Source organism: Psychrobacillus sp. NPDC096389, assembly GCF_044762855.1.
In the GTDB taxonomy this organism is placed as follows: domain Bacteria; phylum Bacillota; class Bacilli; order Bacillales_A; family Planococcaceae; genus Psychrobacillus.
Genome location: NZ_JBIWFB010000002.1, coordinates 553,951 through 571,085 on the forward strand (window position 1 = coordinate 553,951; position 17,135 = coordinate 571,085).

The following is a 17,135-nucleotide window of genomic DNA, read 5'->3' on the forward strand; positions in this document are numbered from 1 at the left end:
GAAATCATCGTCTTGCCTGAGGATACTGAAGCCCGTCTTTATGAAAACTTTTCTTTATCGTGAATAGAATAATTACTGACTTTATTTTATAGAGAAATCGAATTATGGATTTGATTTGTATAGACAAAATTGTAATGAAAATAGTCTTTTTTATCTTTTATTTGATAGCTTCATACTAAAGAAATCATGAGGGGTGAACATAATGAAAATTGCATATCTAACAAGAAAATTGTTCGACGGTATTAACAATGGTTACAAGCAAAATGTGGCGATTCTCGTAGAAAATAATAGGATTCAAAGTATAATTGGGATAAACGATATTCCAAGCGATTATATTTTAGAAGACTTAGGAGATCTCTATGTAATTCCAGGTCTTTTTGATTGTCATGTTCATTTAGTTTGGAACGGTTGCACCGATCCAAATTTCGTTATGATGAATGAATCAAATGAAAAAACGGCAGTACGTGCGGCGGAACATGCAAGATTAACCCTTCTTCATGGAATTACGACTGTACGGGATGTCGGTGGCGATTACAAAGCAGTGCTTGCGGTTCGTGATGCGGTTGCTGAAAAAATCATTAGAGGTTCAAGAGTAATTGCGGCAGGAAATCCGATTATTATGACAGGAGGACATGTACATCAATTTGGAGTAGAAGTCGATGGTCCTCACGAGGCCCGTAAAGGTGTACGTACAATGCTTAAGATGGGTGTCGATTTAATCAAGGTCATGGCATCGGGAGGAATTTATGGTAAAACTGAATTACCTGGTCAACCCCAGATGACGGTTGAAGAAATTTCAGTCGTGGTGGAGGAAGCACATAGGGCTGGACGAAAGGTTGCAGCACATGCTGAGGGACTTGAGGGAATTATGAATGCTTTGGAAGCAGGAGTAGATACAATTGAGCATGGAAACTTAATGAATACTGAAGTGGCAAAGTTAATGGCTGAGAAACAAGTATTTGTTGTTCCAACGATGGCACCGTTTTATTTATCAGCTAATTTCGGTAGCGAGAAGGGGTATCCAGACTATCATATAAGAAAATCAAAAGCGGTACTTTCGGGAAGTTACAATGTCATTAATTATGTAAAGGAATATGGCATCCCTATTGCAGCAGGTACAGATTGTGGCGGACCGAACAAACCGCATGGTGCTGTGGTTTATGAATTGGAGCTAATGGTTCACGCCGGATTAACAACATTTGAAGCTTTATTATCCGCAACATCCAATGCTGCGAAAGCATGTGGCGTGGAAAGTGAACTCGGCACTATAGAACCGGGTAAAATTGCAGATTTTATTGGGGTAAAAAACGATCCTTTTGTTAATATCAGCGCTCTGCGTAATGTGGATACTGTTGTGAAAGAGGGAAGAGTTGAAAAAAGATATGGTGTTGGTTGCGAAATAGAAAATGATCTTTCAATATTAAAATTAGGACAAAACGATTTGATAGAAATAACTACTTGATATAAAATACTTTATCTGTGTTTTAGAAAAAGAACAAGCTTTTCTAATCTCCTATTTAACTAACGTACCGTATGCATAACCTCGTCTAGTTTAAGTTAACGAAATGACTTTATAAAAACTGAAATTCTAATTATTTGGGAGTTAGCAAATATATTATTTTAGGGGGATAGTTTATGAAAAAGTTGATAATTATTTTGATTGTCGGAATGATAGCGCTTACAGGTTGTGTGGCAAGTCCTAAACAAGAAGTTAAATCAACATCATCAGGTACTATAAAGGAAATTACAATTGCGGGTGCTGGCGGCTTGATAGAGAAAATGATTCGAGATGAAGTTGCCCCAAAATTTACAGAAAAGACAGGAATTAAGGTGAATTTTATAGCTGGTCTTTCTAGTGAAATTTTGTCAAAAGTTGAACTTCAGAAAAATGCGCCTCAAATTGATATCGCCATGTTATCCCCAACAGATGTTCAAAGAGCTGAAAGTAAAGAGTTAATCGAATTATTAAGTACAAAACAAATTCCCAATTTAGCTAAAATAGATGAACGATTTGTCGCTGTAGATGACGTAAGTGTACCGATTTTTGGGTACACAATTGCGCCAGCGTATAACAAAGATATATTCGAAAAAGAAGGTATAGCACCAATAGCTTCATGGAATGACTTGATACGACCTGAATACAAGGGAAGAACAGCCTTCTCAGATATTTCAAGTGATTTTACTTATACGATTCTCTATAATCTAGCATTTGCCAATGGGGGAAGCTTGGATAATATGGAGCCAGGACTAACAAAAGCGAAAGAGATGGCTGCATATTCTACCACTTTCTACAAAAATTCAACCCAAATGATACCTGCCCTACAACAAGAAGCTGCTATTGTGACTGTTATGGGGAGTTATAATATTGCTCAAGTTGCTGATTCCGGAATCCCTTTACAAATGGTCGTACCAAAAGAGGGTTCGCCATTATTAGCTAATAGCGCAACTATTGTAAAAAATTCAAGCAATAAAAAAGCGGCAGAGGAGTTCGTCGACCTATTGATCAGCCCTGAGATGCAAGAGCACTTTTCAGAGGGGGGATTTTATCCAGTAATAGAAGGAGTAGAAACTTCTGATAAGTATGAATCGATTATCGGCGTAAAGGAGAGTGATAATTTATATCGACAAGACGTTCCGAAGCTTGCTGAAATTCGAGGTATGTGGGCAGATAGATTTATGAAAGAAGTGACTCCAGATCTAGGGAAGAAAGTGGGGAACTAAATGCAAAAGACTTTGACAAAAGATGTAGAAATACGCGGGGTTAGTAAATCTTATGGTTCTAATCAAATTCTTAAGGGCATTGATTTAGATATCGAGCAAGGTGAATTGATCACCTTGCTCGGACCTTCTGGATGTGGAAAAACAACAACTTTAAATGTAATTGCAGGATTTATCGAGGTGGATGAAGGAGAAGTTTATATTAAAGGTAGGAAAATGAATAGTATCCCACCTTATAAGCGTGATTTAGGTATGGTGTTTCAAACATACTCGCTATTTCCTCATTTAACTATTTATGAGAATTTAGAATTTGGTCTTAATATAAGGAAAATGGATAAAAAAGAAAAAAATAATGACATTAAGAAGATGTTGGAGTTAGTAAGATTAACAGGTTTAGAAGATCGTTATCCAAGGGAGTTATCAGGTGGACAGAGACAACGTGTAGCAATTGCTCGAGCTTTAGTAGCAAAGCCACAATTATTGCTATTAGATGAGCCCTTGAGTAACTTAGATGCCAAACTGAAACTGGAGCTTAGGGCAGAAATTAAACGACTACAAAAAGAAGTCGGGATAACTACTATTTTTGTAACACATGATCAGGAAGAAGCACTTTCTATGTCAGATCGAATCGTAGTCATGAACGAAGGGAAAATTGAACAAATAGGGACACCAACGGAAATTTATGAGAAACCACAAACAGAGTTTGTCTTTCAATTTATTGGGAAGTCTAATCGTTTTAATGGGCAAATTATTTCAATGGACGTTCACACTATAAGTGTAGAGTTAGAAGATGGGTCATTGATATATGTGAATGCAGAGAACGTAATGAAGAAAGAAAGTACTTGTCAAATTGGAGATAATGTAGTGATTTATATCCGACCAGAGAAGATTTTTATAGCTTCTCATAAGGATGAACAAGTAGTAAATAGTTTAAATGCCAGAATTAGTCAAGTGAACTTTCTTGGGAACTGTTGGGAGATTGAAGTTGATTGGAATGGTAAAGTAATACAGCTATTTTGCCCTACGATTAAATCAGATTGGATAATAGGACATGAGGTGAGAATTGCATGGAAATCAAACGATTTGAAACTCAACCACATTTAGATGAAATTAAAACGAAAATACCGATGAAAGTTTTACCTAAAAAGAAGCGCTCTAGATGGAAACGCTATGTCCCAGCGTATCTTCTTTTATTTCCTCTATTATTAATAATCTGTGGTTTTTTCTTAGTACCGATGCTATATATATTGTACCTAAGTTTAATAGAAACGGATGGACTTGATACTGAGAATGCAGTTTTTAGTCTCCAAAACTATGTGCAGTTTTTTTCCGATTCTTATTTTCTTAAATCTTTATGGCTAACTATCAAAATAAGCATTTATACAGTACTGGTAACTCTTTTACTTGGTTATCCGGTAGCTCTTACTTTATTAAAGTGTTCCCAACGTATGAGAGGATATTTAATATTATTAATTGCTTCTCCGCTCTTAGTTAGTATTGTTGTTCGAAACTTTGGTTGGTATTTATTATTATCCCCTAACGGAGTAGTGAACAATTTGCTAATGGCAGTAGGTTTGGTAGATTCACCAATTAAAATATTATTTTCAGAGCTAGGGGTAATTATTGGTTTATCTAATGCTTATCTTCCATATATGATATTAGCAATAGCAACTAGTTTATACAATATTGATCCTTCGCTCGTCAAAGCAAGTTCCATATTAGGAGCAAGCCCCCTTCGTTCCTTTTTATTAATAACTTTGCCATTAAGCTTACCTGGGATAGTATCTGGTAGTGTACTTGTATTTAGTTTATCTATGAGCTCATACGTAACCCCTGTACTAATGGGCGGAGCCAATGTTCCCATGCTTCCGGTGGTAGCTTACGATCAAATTCTTAACTTATTAAGATGGACATACGGTTCAGCTATTTCCTATGTTCTGCTAGGTGTTACAATGATTATTGTTAGCTTAACGACAAGAATCTTCGAGATAGGGAAGTTCAAGGAGGTGTTCCGTTAATTGAAAACTTTAGCTAATTTAAGACTGTTGATTTCCGGTTTAACTATTTTCTTTATCATAATTCCAATCGTTGTTACGATTCCAGCATCATTTACAAGTGCAGATTATCCAAGTTTTCCACCGAAAGGATTTTCGTTTCAATGGTATATGAAGTTGTTAGATAGACCAGAATTTATCAGTTCTTTTTCTTATAGTGTTCAGTTTGCGATTTTAACTGCGATAATTTCCGTTGTTCTCGGAACAATAAGTGGATTGGCTTTGGCTAAATATGATTTACCAGGGAAATCATATTTAGTTTCCTTTTTGATGTCCCCATTAACCGTTCCTCAATTAGTTCTCGGAGTTGCTTTGCTTATATTTTTTACTCCAATGATGTTGGCGGGAACTCCAATTGGATTACTAATCGCTCATGTAATTATCAGTGTCCCTTTCGTGATGCGGTATGTCTTAACAGGCTTAAGCGGATTCGATTATACCTTGGAGCGAGCTGCAATGATTCTTGGTGCTAATCCTTTCCAGGTTTTTTGGAAAGTAACGGTCCCCCTAATTAGACCAGCGATTTTCTCAGGTGGGTTGTTTGCTTTTTTAACTTCATTTGATAATGTAACAGTTTCTTTATTTATGATTTCATCAGACATGCGAACACTACCTATAGAGATTTTCTCTCATATGCAGGATTCCTTTGATCCATTAGTTGCAAGCGCATCTAGTGTTGTAATATTAATTTCAGTTCTGCTTATTTTATTATTAGATCGAATTCATGGTGTTGGACGTCTTTTTGGGGGACCAAGTTAGGAACTGGATAATATATTAAAATCCAGAATAACTAAGGGAGCATGGTTAATCCGAAGTTCCTTGGAAAGTTATAAAATAAACGAAGAAATCGCAATAATTTAGCAAACTGGAGGACTTAAATTGATGGATACTAGTAACAATAAAACACAACGATTAACAACTTTAGATAGTGCAATAGATGTTTTGTTAGCATTAGACAGTGAAAATAGTAAGAGTATTAGGGAATTAGGACAAGAGTTAGATGTTTCTAAAAGTACATTACACAGAATACTACAGACATTTGAAAATCGAGGATTGATTAAACAAGATTTAAATACAATGAAATATTCGTTAGGGCTCATGATTCTTGAATTAGGCAAAGGACTAAAAGAAACAAATGAATTAAGAAAAATTGCTTATCCGTTAATGGAGCAGCTAAGAGATGAAACCGGTGAAACGATTCAATTGGCCATTCAAGAAGAAGATAAGATTGTTATTTTGGAAAATATAGATGGCACAAATTTATATCGATTGTTTTCCCAATCTGGAATGACTTTTCCACTAACTTACGGTAACTTTGGTAAAATATTTTTATCAAGAATGGATACGAAAGAAATACTTTCAATTATGGAAAAGCATCCTTTGAAAAAATATTCTCCACAGTCTATTATTGATCCGGAACTATTTTTAAAGAAAATCAGTGAGGTAAAAAATGCAGGAATATGTATCGGAGTAGATGATCCAACAGAAGGAGCCTATAGTATAATTTGTCCAATAGTTAATCACAGAGGAGAAACAGTAGCTGCAATTTCTGTAGCGGGAGTAAAAACATCGATTGCACTTGAAAATATTAAAGAAACGGAACAACTTATTAGAAAAACCGCATTATCTATTTCACGAAAAATAGGGTATTCTTTATCTTAAAATGTCCCTGTGCACCAAACGAGTCAGAATTGTTTGGTGCACAGGGACAACAAATTTTACTTATTTAAATGGTATACATCCCAAATATCAGGTGTTTCAGAACCAACATACCAAGCTGCTGCACCGCCTAATTGATATTGTTTAACTAAGTTGATGCGAAGCTGGATGGATTGTTTATCTTCCAACCATATTTGGTGTTCCTCTCCGTTTGACGTGTACTCTACATAGTTTTGTTGCGTATTAGTATCCCACATCTTTTTTAGTTTTTTGGAGGAAATTATTTTCTCGACCTCTGCCATAGTACGGTCGATTCCTATTACTTTTTTCGTTGTTAAATTGGTTATCCATTCTCGTGTATAAAATGGTACTCCTAGAATAATTTTATGAGATGGTACATCATTCATTAATAATTCTACACCTTCTATAGTCCAAGGAAGAGAAGCAACGGAACCTGCGATTGGACTAGTTCCCCAATGTTCTTCGTAGCCCATCATTACAATATAGTCAGCAACTTCCCCTAGCTTTTTACGGTCTAAGCTACCTGACCAAAACGGATCAGAGTTTTCGCGTGTAACGTCTACAGAGACTTTAATATTATGTGGCTGTAGAGCTGTTTTAAGTTCAGATATGAAGAGAACAAAATCTTGTTTATTTTTCGGATCGATATTTTCAAAGTCCACATTAATCCCATCACTTTTCGTTTCTATTAAAGAATTCTTAAGAGTTGCGACTAATTTCTGACGGTTTTTAGAATTATTTAATACTAAATCTGTCAAAACTGGATCGAATTTATTCCCAAATAAAGGCCACACTTTTTTGCCTTTAGTATGCGCATCCTTCAAATATTTAGTATCAGCTGAGATGGAAACGAAATTGCCAGATTTACTTAAAGTATACCAACGGGGCGAAACGACGTTTAGATTGGAATGGTTTAGCTGCTCAGCATAATTTTTTGTTCCACCGTTATACTTCCACCCCATAACAATTGGTTCTTGATTATTTAGTTGGAAAGCTGATTGCTGCACCCATCCTGTTTTCCCGCCTAGCAACTGAATTTGTATGTAATAATCGGGAACATATAATTTTTGTCCAACAAGAATGGTTGACGAACTTAATTGGTTTAGCTTTATCAAATCTTGAATGGCCACACCGTACTTTTGGGAAATTTTCCATAAAGTATCTCCAGCAATGACAGGATGAATCTTAGAAGGAGATAAATCTCCGGATACAATGGACAGGATAGGAAATTCTTCTCCTTTTTTTAAAGTTGTGATTACGGTTGAATCTTGTTTAGGTAAAGTTAACACTTTAACATTATTTATTTGAACAGTCCCCACTATAAGTGAATTGCCTGCTGCTTCGCCCTTTATTGGGATAAAACTTAATAATAAAATGAATATTATCATACTATGAAGTGTTTTTTTCATTTAATCTCATTCACCTTTAGTTTAAAAGTAGTATAGAACTATCATAGATTACTATAGATTAAAGTGAATAGATACAGGTACTTTGTGGTAGGGCAACCAGTGAGAGTGTCAACTTAAATATAAATAACAGAATTTTTTGATATATGATAATATAAGTATACTTGAAGTTTATAGAAGGAGGAGGAAGTATGCTAATTAGAGAGATGATCATGGCAGACATAGAAAGTGTAAGAGCTATTGCGGTTCAAACTTGGAAGGATACATATAGTACGTTTATTCCCGAAGATATTCAAGTAAAGGTTGTAAGGGGAGCATATTCTTTAGAGGCGATGGAAAATAGATTTAAATCCTCTCTTACATTAGTTGCAGAAAATAAAAAAGAAATTATTGGTTATGCTTTTTTCTCAGGTGATAACTTAGGTAAAGAAGTGTTTCTAGAATCCTTGTATGTTCATCCTGATCATCAGGGGAAAAATGTCGGAAAACAACTTTTGCATGCTGGACTTTCTCGATTCGAAGACCCATCCTCTATATCATTAACTGTATATAAAGGGAATCCAAATCTCACTTTTTATGAAAGAGTTGGATTTAAAGTAATTAAAGAAAATAAGGGCGATTTTTACGGACATCCAATGGTGTTTACTTTAATGACAAAGATTTTAAATTAAGTAGTAAATAACATAAAAACGGAATCATTCGTCCATTAGTCAAAGGATAAAGTCAAGAGCTATGAAGGAATAATTATATAGCAATACCTGTTTACTCATTGAGATGTGATAGGTATTTTTGATATTTGGCTATAATATATTTAAACACTAGATTCACCAATAGAGAATATGGGTAAATGAAATGGGAAGGATGTGAGAGCTATGGTATATGTAAAAATGATTGTTCAAGTATTCCTCATTGCATTGTTTATTTATTATGTTAGTGGGCGATTGATGGGTTCACAAATAAACTTTATGAAACGCATTATGTCGGTTCTCATGAGTGTTGCTTTTACTTCATTTGTATATTGGTATTCCTATTTACGTTACACTGCGTATTTGGATGATGTGTATGTTTTAATGGATATTAGGACGCTCATTTGGATTGGAAGTATGCTACTGATTTCGATGTTGCTGTATCTGTTTTTCGAGTTATTTGACCCACTTGCAATTGGAGAAAAAGGAGAACGGTTAACGAGACATAGTTCTTCTTTTTTACGATTAAGGAATCACTGGAGAAGCCAAAAAAGATTAGCACAAGTGATGCAAATTGCGATGAAAAACGGGATTTCGCGTACGCTAAAATATGCACGTCATCGTGAGAATGACCATGAATTAGCGATTGCTTTTCGAGATACATTAGAAGAATCGGGTGGTATTTTTATCAAATTCGGTCAAGTATTGTCTACCCGAAATGATTTGTTTCCAACAACTTTTGTCCAAGAGTTAGGAAAACTTCAGCAAAATGTTAAACCTCTTTCAGAAGAGCAAGTAATACGTATTTTAGAAAAAGCGTTGCCGTACAAAATGGAAGATGTGTTTTCTACATTTGATATGACACCAATTGCTGCTGCATCGATAGGGCAAGTACATAAAGCAGTATTAAAAATTAATAATGAAGAAGTGGCCGTTAAATTATTGCGTCCAGATGTAAAAGAGATGATGCGCGATGATTTAACGATATTAGTCCAGTTTGCACAATGGGTTTCGGATCGATCGAAATGGGCAGAAAGTTTAGGGTTTCGAGAACTGGCTACTGGCTTTGCAGCAAGCTTACGAGAAGAAGTAAATTTTGATATTGAAATGCGCAATACGATGCAAATAGCAACTACACTGAAAAAAAGCTCCTATAAAATAAAAATTCCTTATGTTTATACAGAGTATAGTAATAACCAATTAATTGTTTCGCAATTTGTGTGCGGACAAAGTATTGCTAGTAGGGAGAAAATATTTGAAGCTTTACATGTAGACAGAGAAGATTTCGCTCGCACTGTATTGTTTTCTTTTTTTGAGCAAATGTTATTTTCAGGAATTTTCCATGCGGATCCGCATCCAGGGAATATCTTTATCGATGAACGAGATGGAAGTCCCATTTTGTTAGACTTTGGTGCTGTAGGGCGATTAGCAGAGCCGCAACAAGAAGGAATTAAATTATTCCTTATGGGAATTCAACAAAACGATGCGAATATTTTATATGATGCAATGACTTTACTTGTAGAAGGGCATGACCATATTGACCGTTTAAAAATGGAACAAGCGATGGCTCAAATTTTGCTTCGAATTTCATATGTTAAACGTATACCTACAGAGGAACTCATTCATTCTTTCTTTGCAGTTGTTCGAGAATTTGGTTTATCTTTTTATCCATCGGTTGGGCTTGCTCTGCGCTCGCTTATTACGCTTGATGGGACATTACATTTAATCAAAGCGGATTTTGATTTGTTCACAGAAGCAAAAGAATTTTCGAAGCATTATATTACAAATATGCTAAAAAAACCGTTCAAAGAGCCAATTGCAACAAAAGAACGATTGGAAGAAGAGTTTGCCCTAATGTTACCCGCACTACGTAAAATTCCTAGACGAGTCGATAAACTAATTCAACGTGTAGAAAGCGGAAAAATTATTTTGCATCACGATGTATTTTCTGATAAGCATAATGCATTGTTTGTAACGCAATTATTTTCTCGTTTTGTGCTGTTACTTGCAGGTATTACTTTTGGGTCTATTTCCGTTGCGCTTCTCGCTATCGGTCAATTTATCGAAGAACCATATGGTGTGTATTTGAATTCTGCAGCATATGTTGGGTTATTTTTGTGTGCGGTATTACTCGTTCGTTTATCGATCCAAGCAATACGCTTGATGAAGCGGGGGTGATGTGAATTATTGGTAGTGAACGAAGTGTTAAATAGGGATAAAACACTCATTATTAAAAATATTATATATGATATAATTTTTTCATTATTAAGGGAACAAATCATGTAGATCACTTGTAATTGATTACATCGAGAGTTAGTATCATCGAGGTAACAAGCAAAAGAATCTTCCAGTTCCGGCATTTCCATTGTGAGGGGTTAGGAGGATAATAAATGATCGAAAGTTTTTTAGTCAATATTTTATTTATTGTTTTGCCTATTTTGCTTATTAATGTCTTTTTTGATATTACCGAAAGGCGATATGAGAAATTATTTTTCTTGTTTTTTTTCGCACTCTCGATGATTCTATGCATGAATTATCCATTTATAATAGAAGTTGGAGTCATATATGATTTACGATATATCCCATTTACAATAGTAGCGTTATACGGGGGATATAAAGGTGTTTTTCCGCTTTTTGTCATATTAAACGTACAGCGATTTATCATAGGTGGGGAAGGTACGCTTCCGTCATTCCTTTTAGCAACGGCTATATTTATATTGCTGCCGCTCATGTCCAGACGTTTTAATGAGTACCATTCAAAAAAGCGGGTTATAACGGGTGTTTATAGTGCCGTGATGGTAGTTATAATTTACTTATTATCATTGTATCTTTTTTTAGGGAAATTAACGCCTGAATTTTGGACGCTTGCTTTTTATGCATTGACAATCCAAGCGAGTGTCATGGCGATAAATCTAATTTTGATAGAAAAAATGATTTCCAATAAAAAAAAGAGAGAATATATTCTTTGGGCGGAACAGCTTCATGTTATGGGAGAGCTTTCAGCAAGTGTTTCCCATGAATTACGAAATCCCTTAACAGCCACGAAGGGGTTTCTACAATTATTAGCAGTATCTAAAACGAACACGGACAAAGATCAGATGTATATCGATTACTCTTTAAAAGAAGTAAGGCAAGCGGAAAAAGTGTTGAATGATTATTTGGCCTTTTCAAAGCCTCAATCAGAACATATGATTTATTCGGATTTAAAGCAAGAAATCCAGAATGTAAAAGATATATTGCTACCACTTGCTAATATTCATAATGTCGAAGTACAACTCTATTTTTCTAATTCTTTAAAAAAAGAGTATGATCAAAATCAAATGAAGCAGTGTTTACTCTTTCTGCTGAATTATGGTATCAATTCTATGAAAGAAAAGGGAGGTATTCTTTCTATTATCGTAAGTGAAGAAGGAAAGAATATCATCATTCGAATAACGGATGACGGAATCGGCATGATAAAGGAGGAGCTCCATCACCTTGGAAAACCCTACTATTCCTTTACGAAGGAAGGGACTGGCCTTGGTATGCTGATGGTATACGGAACGATCGTTAAGTTAAACGGCAATATCGATGTCGAAAGTAAAGTAGGAGAGGGAACGACATTTACAATTGCTATTCCTACGTGAACAGGATGTTCGCATATGCATAACTAGTTCCGTTTCCTATCATAAAACGTGAATTTATATAAGTAACAAAATGCACCTTTATATGAGGTGCATTTTGCTTATAACAACAACCCAGTTAAACTAAAGAACTCGTTGAACGATAAAATAATACTTCAATAAATTTTCAAATCTCCAATTTTTTCACACATAACTCTAGCTATTTTAGACCTAAGCAACTCATCTATACACCATAGTAGACTTGAAGACAATAAAGCAGTTACAAAAACTAAGCTATTTAAACTACTAAGGTCAGAAAATAATATAGCTCTTTCCGATTCTAAGAATAAGTTTGGGATTAAGACAAAGGAAATTGCAAATAATAAATGAATGATTAATGACAAGATTCCTCTAAGCAATCCACTTAGTTTTTTTGTTATGAAATCAGAGACTACAGATGCTGGTACTCCATAAATCAAAAGTATGGGTAATAAATACGATCCTATTAAAATGACAAAGCCAGACTGTTCTAAAAGAAAATAAATTAACAGGACCATTAAACCAGCCAATAATCCGGAAAAAAGTTTTCTAATAATCAAGTGGTTTATCTCCCATCTAATTAAAAGTGAATTTCGCTAAAAATCAACTTTATACAGCATTAACCTATAACGCTAGTTCAAAAGAAATGCTTCACATATTTTATATTTATTATAGCATGAAAATTCAGAATACCTTATAAATAAAACATAAACAAATTAGAGATTCAAACATCTATTGAATTATATATGGAATTGGTATGCAAAATTTAGGGGAGACATCAGTCAATATAACCTAACCGTAAATACCTTTACGCCAAAAATAAACGACCATCAAATGAAAAACAAATTGATGGTCTTATTTTTATTTTTACTATATGCAAATAAATTTATTTACCCGTTAAAGTAGGGTGTTCCCAGTAACTATCGGCTACAGTGTTAAAATTACTCTTTTTGAAATGTTGAAAGTTAATCTTATCTAATGTCTCTCTACTCATTAGTATAATCATCACGTCCTCCGTTTCCACATTGCCGAATGGGTCGGTGAGGGGGGCTTGGACGATAAATGTCGCTTGAGTTACATTCGGGTGATCTTTCATTGATTTCATATAATCAAAAGCTGTATTCAATGAAGCGCGTTTAAGTGTTTTAGCTGTGGAGACTTTTGTTGCCTTTATAATAACTTCTACTACACCACTTTCATATTCTGCTGATACTTGCTTATTTTCTTTTTCTTCCTTTGTAGATCCGAATCTTTTTTTGATTAAATTTGCTGCAATTTCATCAGGTGCAGGCTTAATTTCTACTGTTTCTTCGTTTACTGCTTCTTCCTGAAAAGCAGATGTAATCGCATTTGCTCTTTCCACTCTAGCGTGGTCGCTATCATCAAATACATTTTCAATAATCCCGATTGCTAAAATGATGATTAATATAATGAACCACCATTGTTGATAAAATGGGTCCTTTGAATTTTCTGCCAATGTAAATCTCCTTTCTCACTGGGACAAGTCTTATATTCTATGCACGGTTGCAAAATTATATTTTCTGTTGTGTTGTGATATTTGGTATGACATATAGGAGGAGTGAAGTTATGGAGAAATTAATTAAGAAATATGTGCAATTGACATAAACTACTTTTCAGTTATCTAAAAACGGTGATGGCAATAAAAATATAAGTGAAATAGAATATATAAACAAAAAGAGTGATCCAAAAGGATCACTCTTTTTGTGCTGTCATAGCTGCTCGGAGGGGAAGAAAGGAAGTTTCAAATCCTTTGCACCTAATAACCCGAGATTTGAAAGACTGTTTAAGTTTGAATATTGAGCGTTCAAAATTAAGAGCGTTAAATGCTAACTTTTTAACTTTGAAGGTTAAGCTTTAAGCTTTTTACCATTCGTTAAGATTAGTTGGATGCAGGGTTTGACCCGGACCCTGCGCGGGGAAACTTTCTTCTTTTTCGCTAAAACAGCAAGTTGTAAAATAGTTAGCCAATAGAAATAAATGTTCGGGCATTGATCTCGCTTAATGCTACATCAACATCGTCTTCAAAAGTCTCAATATCTTTTGCCATTTTTGAAGCAATTACATTTACATTGACAGGGTCAATTAACTTGGTTTCCTCCGATTCCCAAAACAGTTTTTTGTAACCTTCCACTGCAGTTAAGTCTGTTTTGCCATCTTTGGAAATCATATTATTTAGTTGTGTATCTAGTCTATCTTGGGCAAGTTCGTTTTGTTGTTCTACTCTTATTTGAGCTTGACCATAGTCACTGTTCATTTTTCGGAGAAGTGTTTTTTCGACTTCTATAAAATTTTTGCGCTCGATTGCATCAGCGACCGTCATCTTTACTCCGGCAACCTCTACAATTGTTTTCGCATTTGATTCAACGATTGCAGTTTTAATTTGTTTTCTACGATTCATCAAATCTTGTATAGATTGAATATTTTCTTTCGCTTTATTCTCGAAATCATTGACTGTTTTAAAGCCAGTAATATTTTCTTTAGGCTTTTTGGATGTGGCGAAAGTCGTTTCATTAATCTTTTTTATAATGCGTGCGTCGAGTGTTTTTAATTCGCGTAGGGCTCTGGTAATTGTGATATCCATTTATTCGTCACTCCCGTTGTCGGTCATTGTATTATGAATACCAGTATATAGTAATCTATCAACCATTTCAAAATATTAAATGAAAAGCACACTTGTATAAGCTATTTTCTATCAAAACGCAAATAAGGGGTTTGATTTCGCTGTAAACTAAATAGATTGAATAAGAACGTATATTCTTTTAAAGTAAAGAAAAAGGTTTATAGCCATAAAATATAGGAGGAATTTAAATGCCATTTTGTAAAGTCAATACCGCTAATATTTATTATGAGGACATAGGAATAGGGAAACCAATTATCATGATACATGGATTTTCACTAGATCATAGAATGATGAGTGCTTGTATGGAACCTATTTTTAAAGAACGTGAGGGATGGCGACGCATATATATTGACCTGCCGGGAATGGGGAAAACGACGGACTATGATCAAATAAATGATTCAGAAGCCATGTTAGAGGCAGTAATAAATTTCATTGAAACATTAATACCAAATCAAACTTATCTAATTGCAGGAGAATCATATGGTGGTTACCTAGCGCAAGGAATCATTAACAATCAAAAAGAACAAGTCTTAGGTGCCGCTTTTATTTGTCCCATGATAATTCCCCAAAAAGAAGATAGAACGCTTCCCGCCCATTCCATTATATATTCTGATAGTGAACTTCTAACTAAATTAACAAAAGAGTAGATAAATGATTTCAGCTCAAATCAAGTCGTTCTAGATGAATATAACTGGAATCGTTATTCTAATGAAGTATTGGCGGGTTCTAAAATAGCCAATTACGAGTTTTTAGCAAAAGTTCAGAAAAGATACGGGTTTTCTTATGGTTTAGATGAAGTAGTCTTCGATAAACCTAGTATATTCCTTCTTGGAAAACAAGATTCAGTTGTTGGGTATAAAAATGCTTTTGAAGTTTTAGATAATTTCACAAGAGCAACATTTGCTGTTTTAGACAGAGCTGGACATAATTTGCAAATTGAACAATCAAAATTGTTTAATGCTCATATTAATGAATGGTTAGATAGAGTGGAAGAATTTAAATATTGAAGATTTTTTCATGAAAAATTTCAGTAAGTTTCTTTGTTGGATACGCCTAAGAAAAGCAGAAACTTCCTCTTTTCAGTATTTGAAAAATGATAAGAAATAGGGAAGTTCATGCTGATACATATTTGATATTATTTACTTTGTTTTCCTAGTTTTTATGTGAATTTCCCAATATAATTGCATTAATTCTGAAAATGAAAACTAATAGAGTAAAGAAATAAAAGTTAGTTGTATTGGACGTGAAAAGATGAATGAGGAAACATTAAAAAAACTAGAAAAGAAAATTAAAAAAGTGAAAATAGAAGGGTTCATCATTCATAAGGAGGATGAATGTGTTTATGAATACTTGAAAAACAAAAAAGTTAAAGAAAAGCCTACTAAAGTCTATTCTGTTACGAAGAGCATTATCTCCATATTAATTGGTATCCTAGTTGATAAAGGCATGATTCAAGATGTACAGACTCCAATTTACAACTATTTTCCGGAATTAGTAAAAGCAAATGATTCAAGAAAAAAGGAAATAACAATTGAACATTTACTAACTATGACTTCAGGGCTGCAAGTAGGAAACTTTCAAGGTGCGAAAAATTGGGTGAAATGTATTTTAGAGCAGCCAATAATACAAAAACCTGGAGAAATCTTTCAGTACAATTCTGGAGATTCGCATCTACTAAGTGCTATAATCCATAAAATTTCAGGTGTTCCTACGGCTGTATTTGCAGATGAAAATCTTTTCTCTCCTTTAGGAATAAAAAAATATTTATGGGTAAAAGATCCACAGGGGATTCATGGTGGTGGATTCAGCATGTCGTTGACCATTGAAGATATGTTGAAAATTGGCTTGTTACTTTTACAAGATGGAAGGTATGCTTCTAAACAAGTAATTTCATCAAGTTGGAATACAAAATCCCAATCTCCACAACAAGATGTTGGATCTGGAGAATTTGGTATTTACGGATATGGTTATCAATTATGGACTTGTAAAAGCAGTGACATACAAAACCCGATTGATTATTTTTATGCGAATGGAATTTATGGACAATATATTTTTGTTGTTCCTAAGTTGAAAATAGTAGCAGTTGCCAAAAGCCAATTACAATACGATAATCAATCATTACCAAGATTATTTTTCGAAGAATTTCTAAGAAATTTGAAGGATTACTGACCAAGTTGTCTTACTTCAATAATTCTTCAAACTTCGTTAATCACATATTTAGTAAAACTGGCTAAGATTTGTAATACTAAAAAATCGTCTCATATTAAGACGATTTTTTTAGATAGTAAAGCTTGTAGCTTGCTTCACGT

Annotated in this window: 14 protein-coding genes and 1 pseudogene; 11 read left to right on the forward strand and 4 right to left on the reverse strand. The window is 34.4% G+C overall.

Going from position 1 to position 17,135, the window contains the following annotated elements; all coding sequences use genetic code 11:
- The first annotated feature begins 202 nt into the window (after positions 1 to 202).
- From ACIQ38_RS09185 to ACIQ38_RS09210, 6 genes are all read left to right on the forward strand, one after another.
- Complete coding sequence (locus tag ACIQ38_RS09185) at positions 203 to 1,462, forward strand: metal-dependent hydrolase family protein (RefSeq protein ID WP_402821246.1); 1,260 nt, start codon at positions 203 to 205, stop codon at positions 1,460 to 1,462.
- 173 nt (positions 1,463 to 1,635) lie between these two features.
- The gene (locus ACIQ38_RS09190; RefSeq protein WP_402821249.1) at positions 1,636 to 2,721 is read left to right on the forward strand and encodes an ABC transporter substrate-binding protein; all 1,086 of its coding nucleotides are present in this window, start codon (positions 1,636 to 1,638) and stop codon (positions 2,719 to 2,721) included.
- Positions 2,722 to 3,822: an ABC transporter ATP-binding protein gene (locus ACIQ38_RS09195; RefSeq protein ID WP_402821252.1), complete on the forward strand. Its 1,101-nt coding sequence runs from the start codon at positions 2,722 to 2,724 to the stop codon at positions 3,820 to 3,822.
- Positions 3,786 to 4,736 (forward strand): ABC transporter permease, encoded by a 951-nt coding sequence (locus ACIQ38_RS09200; protein WP_402821255.1) that lies wholly within the window; start codon positions 3,786 to 3,788, stop codon positions 4,734 to 4,736. The genes ACIQ38_RS09195 and ACIQ38_RS09200 overlap by 37 nt, the downstream gene beginning before the upstream one ends.
- A complete protein-coding gene (locus ACIQ38_RS09205) occupies positions 4,737 to 5,531 on the forward strand; it encodes an ABC transporter permease (RefSeq protein ID WP_402821258.1) in 795 nt (264 codons plus the stop codon).
- A 123-nt stretch (positions 5,532 to 5,654) separates the two neighbouring features.
- Positions 5,655 to 6,434, forward strand: coding sequence for an IclR family transcriptional regulator (locus ACIQ38_RS09210; protein WP_402821261.1), 780 nt, complete (start codon positions 5,655 to 5,657; stop codon positions 6,432 to 6,434).
- A gap of 56 nt (positions 6,435 to 6,490) precedes the next feature.
- Here the strand turns inward: ACIQ38_RS09210 and ACIQ38_RS09215 are convergent, their stop codons facing one another.
- Complete coding sequence (locus ACIQ38_RS09215) at positions 6,491 to 7,861, reverse strand: glycosyl hydrolase family 18 protein (protein WP_402821264.1); 1,371 nt, start codon at positions 7,859 to 7,861, stop codon at positions 6,491 to 6,493.
- A 188-nt stretch (positions 7,862 to 8,049) separates the two neighbouring features.
- Between ACIQ38_RS09215 and ACIQ38_RS09220 the strand changes: the two genes are divergently transcribed.
- The 3 genes from ACIQ38_RS09220 to ACIQ38_RS09230 all read left to right on the forward strand — a co-directional run bounded on the left by ACIQ38_RS09220 (position 8,050) and on the right by ACIQ38_RS09230 (position 12,170).
- The gene (locus tag ACIQ38_RS09220; RefSeq protein WP_402821267.1) at positions 8,050 to 8,529 is read left to right on the forward strand and encodes a GNAT family N-acetyltransferase; all 480 of its coding nucleotides are present in this window, start codon (positions 8,050 to 8,052) and stop codon (positions 8,527 to 8,529) included.
- Positions 8,530 to 8,730: 201 nt separating this feature from the next.
- Complete coding sequence (locus ACIQ38_RS09225; protein ID WP_402821270.1) at positions 8,731 to 10,722, forward strand: ABC1 kinase family protein; 1,992 nt, start codon at positions 8,731 to 8,733, stop codon at positions 10,720 to 10,722.
- A gap of 212 nt (positions 10,723 to 10,934) precedes the next feature.
- Positions 10,935 to 12,170, forward strand: a complete 1,236-nt coding sequence (locus tag ACIQ38_RS09230) for an ATP-binding protein (RefSeq protein WP_402821273.1) — start codon at positions 10,935 to 10,937, stop codon at positions 12,168 to 12,170.
- Positions 12,171 to 12,322: 152 nt separating this feature from the next.
- Here ACIQ38_RS09230 and ACIQ38_RS09235 read toward each other — a convergent pair whose 3' ends face one another.
- The 3 genes from ACIQ38_RS09235 to ACIQ38_RS09245 form a co-directional block, all read right to left on the reverse strand.
- The gene (locus ACIQ38_RS09235) at positions 12,323 to 12,745 is read right to left on the reverse strand and encodes a hypothetical protein (protein ID WP_402821276.1); all 423 of its coding nucleotides are present in this window, start codon (positions 12,743 to 12,745) and stop codon (positions 12,323 to 12,325) included.
- A gap of 326 nt (positions 12,746 to 13,071) precedes the next feature.
- Positions 13,072 to 13,662, reverse strand: a complete 591-nt coding sequence (locus ACIQ38_RS09240; RefSeq protein WP_402821279.1) for a hypothetical protein — start codon at positions 13,660 to 13,662, stop codon at positions 13,072 to 13,074.
- Between the two features lie 504 nt (positions 13,663 to 14,166).
- Positions 14,167 to 14,787: a hypothetical protein gene (locus ACIQ38_RS09245; RefSeq protein WP_402821282.1), complete on the reverse strand. Its 621-nt coding sequence runs from the start codon at positions 14,785 to 14,787 to the stop codon at positions 14,167 to 14,169.
- Between the two features lie 227 nt (positions 14,788 to 15,014).
- Between ACIQ38_RS09245 and ACIQ38_RS09250 the strand changes: the two are divergent.
- A pseudogene (locus tag ACIQ38_RS09250) lies at positions 15,015 to 15,833 on the forward strand (alpha/beta fold hydrolase).
- A gap of 244 nt (positions 15,834 to 16,077) precedes the next feature.
- Positions 16,078 to 16,995: a serine hydrolase domain-containing protein gene (locus tag ACIQ38_RS09255; protein WP_402821285.1), complete on the forward strand. Its 918-nt coding sequence runs from the start codon at positions 16,078 to 16,080 to the stop codon at positions 16,993 to 16,995.
- Positions 16,996 to 17,135 lie beyond the last annotated feature (140 nt).